The sequence below is a fragment of the Phenylobacterium sp. genome (genome assembly GCF_031181185.1).
Classification (GTDB): Bacteria; Pseudomonadota; Alphaproteobacteria; order Caulobacterales; family Caulobacteraceae; genus Phenylobacterium.
The window spans coordinates 1-5,741 of sequence record NZ_JAPSKZ010000208.1 but is presented as its reverse complement, the minus strand read 5'-3'; the positions used below and the strand labels follow the sequence as shown (position 1 = coordinate 5,741).

The 5,741-nt window shown below is 64.6% G+C and carries 4 protein-coding genes; all 4 read left to right on the top strand.

Translation table 11 applies throughout. The features are described 5' to 3' along the window. Positions 1 to 391: NAD(P)H-binding protein (locus RIF93_RS18070; RefSeq protein WP_309092843.1), on the top strand; the 391-nt coding region annotated here is incomplete at its 5' end. Between the two features lie 404 nt (positions 392 to 795). After that, positions 796 to 1,563, top strand: a complete 768-nt coding sequence (locus tag RIF93_RS18065; RefSeq protein ID WP_309092842.1) for a Hachiman antiphage defense system protein HamA — start codon at positions 796 to 798, stop codon at positions 1,561 to 1,563. After that, a complete protein-coding gene (locus tag RIF93_RS18060) occupies positions 1,553 to 5,062 on the top strand; it encodes a DEAD/DEAH box helicase (RefSeq protein WP_309092841.1) in 3,510 nt (1,169 codons plus the stop codon). Before RIF93_RS18065 ends, RIF93_RS18060 begins: the two co-directional genes overlap by 11 nt. 261 nt (positions 5,063 to 5,323) lie before the next feature. Then, positions 5,324 to 5,548 (top strand): hypothetical protein, encoded by a 225-nt coding sequence (locus RIF93_RS18055; RefSeq protein ID WP_309092840.1) that lies wholly within the window; start codon positions 5,324 to 5,326, stop codon positions 5,546 to 5,548. The last annotated feature ends 193 nt before the right edge of the window (positions 5,549 to 5,741 follow it).

The following is a 5,741-nucleotide window of genomic DNA, read 5'->3' as shown; positions in this document are numbered from 1 at the left end:
CAAGGCCAGCGATGCTGACAAGCTCATCGGCGCTGTCACTGACGCCGACGCCCCGCGCTATCTGGTCGTCGGCGGCGCCGGCAGCCTCGAGGTCGCGCCCGGAACGCTGCTGATCGATACGCCGGAGTTCCCGGCGGAGTACCGCGACGAAGGTCTGGCGGGCGCAGCCTTCCTGAACCGGCTTCGCGCCTCCGACCTGAACTGGACCTTTATCTCCCCGTCGGCCCTGTTCCTCCCGGGCGAGCGGACCGGTGAATTCCGCCTCGGCGGCGATCAGCTTCTGACGAACGAGAATGGCAGCAGCATCTCGTTCGAGGACTTCGCTGTGGCCCTCGCCGATGAACTCGAGACGCCCCGGCACATCCGTCAGCGGTTCACCGTCGGCTACTAGGGCCGCACCGCGCCTCGCAGAAAGAGATAGCGAGCCGCAGCCGGCGATCCGGGTGCAGGAAGGGGGTATCGCGCCGGTCGACCCGGTGGCGATGCCCCCTTCTCCCGGGCGTTTCGACGAGCTCGCTTTATGGCAGGAATGCCAGCTCGGCCGATGCCAGCAAGCGGCCAATCCCAAGGTCCGCTATGAGTCAGGAGCAGACGTTGACGCGCCGACGCTCCGAAGTGTCCGCTTCTGACTCAACGCGGACATTGAGGGGTAACGCATACGGCGTCAGCTCACCCGCCGCAAACGCTGGGCTTGACTGTATCGTTGAGACTCGCAGCCTGGGACGCGTGCAACCCAATCGACATTCGACTCACGGTAGCGATAAGAGCTCTGCATAGACGTTTGGGGAAGTGATTTTGGCCAACATCAATAGGTGGTGTGATGTCGCCTCAAGCAAGGTGAATGGCCATGATCTCCATCAGATCACGGTCAAGCCAGGCATGCTCGCCGACGGGCTTTCTGAAGTCGTCGCGTCGGTCCCGGATCACTATGTGTCCGAGCATCGACTGACGCGGGTTCTGAGTCGTCTCGGCAAGACGCAGGCCGCCGCGCTGCTGGAACAGCGCCTGCCGACGAGCAAGAAGATCCGCTCAGGCGATCTTGGCGAAATCCTGGGCACCGCCTACGTCAACGAGTTCACCACCTACCAGATCAGCGTGTTCCGCCTTCAATGGAAGGACCACCGGAACATGGCCATGCGGGGCGATGACCTGATCGGTCTGGCCGAAGATGATGACGGCGAGGCGCTGTTCTTGAAGGGCGAAGCCAAGAGCGGCGCCGCCATGGGCAGCGCGGTGATCACCGATGCGCGCAAGGCTTTGGCGTCAGCCGACGAACGGCCGACGCCCCATGCCTTGTCCTTTATGTCGGAGAAGTATCTCAGCGACGGCAACCATCACGCGGCCGACCTGATCGACAACGCGATCCTCGAAACCGGCGTGAAGCTCGGTCAAGTTGAGCACCTTCTGTTCACCTTCACCGGCAATTCGGCCGCAGGCCTGCTGACGACCGACCTGAACGCCTACGTCGGCTCGGTGCGGCAGACCGCGGTCAACCTGCGCATTCCGACCCATCAAGGTTTCATCAAAGACGTTTTCGACACGGTGATCGCCAATGGCGTCTAATATCGACGCGATCTCCGTCGCGATCCAGCGTGCGACAGAGGCGGGGTTTCGCAACCAGCTCCTGGCGCGAGGTCAGGCGCGCGCCATGATCTGGCGAGGCGGCGTGGTGCCGGACGGCGGCCCGCCTTTTGCCCGAGCCCGAGGCCTCAGTTATGATCTGCTGGCTTACGGGTACGGTCTCCTCGTTCAAGGGCTGCGGCTCCTTGAGGGCGAGGGCGACCGGGCGCTCGCCCGCACAGCCTGCGTGGCGGCGGCCGAGGCGCTCGAAGCGGTCGTTTCCAACGGTGCCGACAGTCCCGAGAAGGATTTCCATCGGCTGGTGGCGGCGGGCGCCTACCACATAGCGCGTTACTCGGCACGGGCGTATTCGCTGCTCTCACCCTTTGCCGATGCGGCGCGGGATGACGACAATCTGGCCCCTGTCGAGCGCGCCCTGTCGCTTCTGATGTTGCGCCGGCTCGACGACTTGGACCAGCTCATCATCGACTGGACCAACGGCGAGCATGTCAGCGACGACCAACTCGCCGACAGGCTGCAAGCGGCCTTGCCCGAGGAGCCCTGGGCGGATAAAGGCGACGACGACGGAGTCGCCGACGTTGCTGACCTGGCGTTGACCGAAGCCTTCATGGGCGCTCTGGGCGAGGCCATGCTCGCCTTCGAGCGCGGCGATCGTGCGTTGCTAGACCAGGCGCTCGAACGGCTGGATCTCGGCCTTGAGGATGCCGATGCGCTGAACCTGGTCGCCCAATGGTGGGCCCACCGTCTGGCGCGGCACCTATTGGACGAGCTTTGGGGCTGCAGCTTCCATGAAGTTCTGCCCCGCAACGCTCCGCCAGGACTGGCCGACTGGCAAGCCCTACGCGATCTGTTCACCGCTTCGCTTCACAGCCGGGCGCGGGCCGAGATCGACCTGTGGCCCTCGCAGATCGACGCCGCAGCGCGTGCGCTGAGCCTCGAGGACAACCTCGTGGTCTCCCTGCCGACGAGCGCCGGCAAGACTCGCATTGCCGAGCTTTGCATTCTCGCCTGTTTGTCAGCGGGAAAGCGCGTGATGTTCATCACGCCGCTGCGCGCCCTGTCGGCCCAGACGGAAGTCTCGCTCAATAGGACGTTCAGGCCGCTCGGAAAGACCGTATCGGGTCTGTACGGAAGCATCGGTGTCAGCGACATCGACACGGGCCTGTTGACCGATCGCGACATCGTCGTCGCCACGCCCGAGAAACTGGACTTCGCGCTTCGCAACGACCCTTCGCTTCTGGATGACATCGGCCTGATCGTCCTCGACGAGGGTCATATGATTGGCTTGGGCGAGCGAGAAGTGCGGTACGAGGTCCAGATCCAGCGGCTCCTTCGTCGGCCTGACGCAGCGCAGCGGCGCATCGTCTGCCTGTCTGCGGTCCTGCCCGAAGGCGATCAGCTGGACGATTTCGTCGCTTGGCTGTCCAATGATCATGCGGATGGACTGATCTTCAAGGATTGGCGCCCGACCCGTCTTCGGTTCGGGGAAATCGATTGGGGTCGCGGGCGCGGCCAGTTGAACATCACCCTGGGCGACGAGAAGCCGTTCGTGCCCAACTTCGTGGTTGCGCGTGACCCGCCGCGGATCCCCGGGATCGGCCAGCGGCGCAAACAGTTCCCCGCCGACCAGCGTGAACTGGTTTTGGCAACGGCCTGGCGGTTGATCGAGGACGGTCAGACGGTTCTCATCTATTGCCCGCAGCGACGATCGGTCGAGCCCTTCGCTTCAACGATTGTCGACCTGCATGCCCGCGGCCTGCTGGATCCGCTGATCGATCCGGATGACCCCCGCCTGGACAAGGCGCTGACCATCGGGGCCGAATGGCTGGGCCCGCGGCACGCGCTGTTGCAGTGTTTGCGCCTTGGGGTCGCCGTGCACCACGGCACCCTTCCCACCCCCTATCGGCGGGAGGTTGAGGCCCTGCTGCGCGACGGCGTCCTGAAGGTCACGGTGTCGTCGCCGACGCTCGCTCAAGGCTTGAACCTGTCGGCGACCGCTCTGGTGTTTCAGGGTCTCAGCGGGCACGACGGCATCATCAAGCCGCACGAGTTCCGCAACATCGTCGGTCGCGCCGGACGCGCGTTCGTCGACGTCCAAGGGCTGGTCGTCTACCCAATGTTCGATCGTCACGGATCACGGCGAAACAACTGGACGACGCTGATTGACGAGACAGCCGGTCGCGAGATGGAAAGCGGCCTGTTGCGGCTGGTGATCACCCTGCTGCGACGCATGCAGCAGAAACTCGGCACCACCGACATCCAGCCTCTCATCAACTACGTCGCCGGCATGCCCGAATGGGGCTTTGAGCCGGTGGCCGGCGAGTCCGCCGAGGCGCGGCTTGCGGCGAAGCATGACTGGGAAACCTACATCACCTCGCTCGATACGGCTCTGCTGAGCCTGATCGGAAGCGAGGACGTCGCGGACGCTGACCTGGAAGCCACGTTGGATGCGGCGCTGACCCACTCCCTCTGGGGTCGCCGGGTCGCGAGACGTCGCGAACATATCCAAGCGCTCGTGCGAGAGACGCTGCTCAAGCGAGCGACCTATATCTGGGCCAATACAACGCCCCGCCAGCGGCGGGGCTATTTCCAGGCCGGCGTGGGTCTCGTGACCGGGCGTTTGCTGGACGCACGCTCCGATGAATTGATCGAACTGTTGGTCCGGACCAACAGCGCCATCAGCAGTAACGAGGCCGACGCGGCGATTGAGGCTCTCACGGCCTTCGCCAGGATCGTCTTCGAGATTCCGCCGTTTGCCCCTTGGGATCTGCCCGCGAACTGGGCTGACATGCTGCGCGCCTGGCTGCAGGGCTGCCCGATGAACCAGTTCGCCGGCGCGGCGGACGACGCTCTGCAATTCGTAGAAGACGCCTTCCTCTACAGGCTGCCGTGGGCGCTGGAATCGGTGCGCGTGCACGGGTTGGCGATCGGATACACTACGGCTGCAGGGCTGGAGTTGAGTGATTTCGAGCTCGGGCTGGCGGCCGGTGCGGTTGAAACCGGGGTTCTGAACTGGTCGACCATCCGTCTGATCCAGGCCGGATTTGCGTCGCGCTCCGGGGCCCAGATCGCCGTGGCGGACGGCGCTGGTCAGTTCGAGACCCTCGCGGAGCTTAGAGCCTGGACACGATCGCCTGCCATAGCCGCACGCAGCCAAGACCCCGCCTGGCCAACGCCGGAGACCCATGAGCTCTGGCGCGAGTTCCTGGAAGGCTTGCGGCCCGAACGCATCCAGACCTGGTCGCGCCAGGAACACCATGGCAGCGTGGCCTGGAAGGCCGGCGCGCCGCCTGACGGCAAGGCTCTGCGTATCGCTCCTGGCTCGGACAGGCTGGTGACGGACTCGGCGCACCGTCCGATGGGCCAGCTAATTGGAAACGTTAACTCCGCGCGCCGCGGTCTTCTGCAGGTTACGGCGCGCAACCGAGGCATCGACCTTGTCTATTTCGGACCGGACGACCTCAAGGCCGACCTGCTCTAGCGGACCACCGCCGACCTCCGGCCCCTCTGTCCGAAGGCGCCGCTGATGTCGGACTGCCAGTCCGGACGATGGTGACCGTAGACCTTCTCCAAGGTTTGCCGGGTCATGCCGAGGTACTGCGCCGCCCGGCGGATCGGCACGTCCACCTCCATCAATCAGGTGGCGCAGGTGTGACGCTGTCAGTGGGGCGTCACGACCCATTTCGCGGAGCGAGCCGGCCTCGATCTTGAAGTTTTCCGCGCCCTAGTTGACGCAGGCTCCATGTCGAGCGCGGTGTCGCGCGGCAAGCTCGACAAGATGCTTTCCCAGGACTTGTCCGTCCAAGCCTCGATCCGTGATGTGCTGAAGAACAGTCGCCTCGTTGAGGCCGCCGCCATCGATGCCGGCGTGGACCCTTCGCGGATCAGTGCCGTCTGCTGTAGAGCGCTATCGAGCTCGGCGTCGGAGAAATGGACATGGCGGCGGTGCTACGTTCATTCGAAGTGAGATGAGGGAGCCGCAAGGGCGATCGCTTAAGAGTCCGGATCTGGGCCGGGGGCCAATGTCCGCTGATGGCGCGGAGCAGTACTGCTTCGCGCCGCCAAGGAATGGCCCCGGTTAGCTGGCCGCGAGTTCGACCAGCAGAGCTGCTATCGTGGCCCATGCGGCCAAGCTCGTGGCGCAAATAGCTATGACCCAT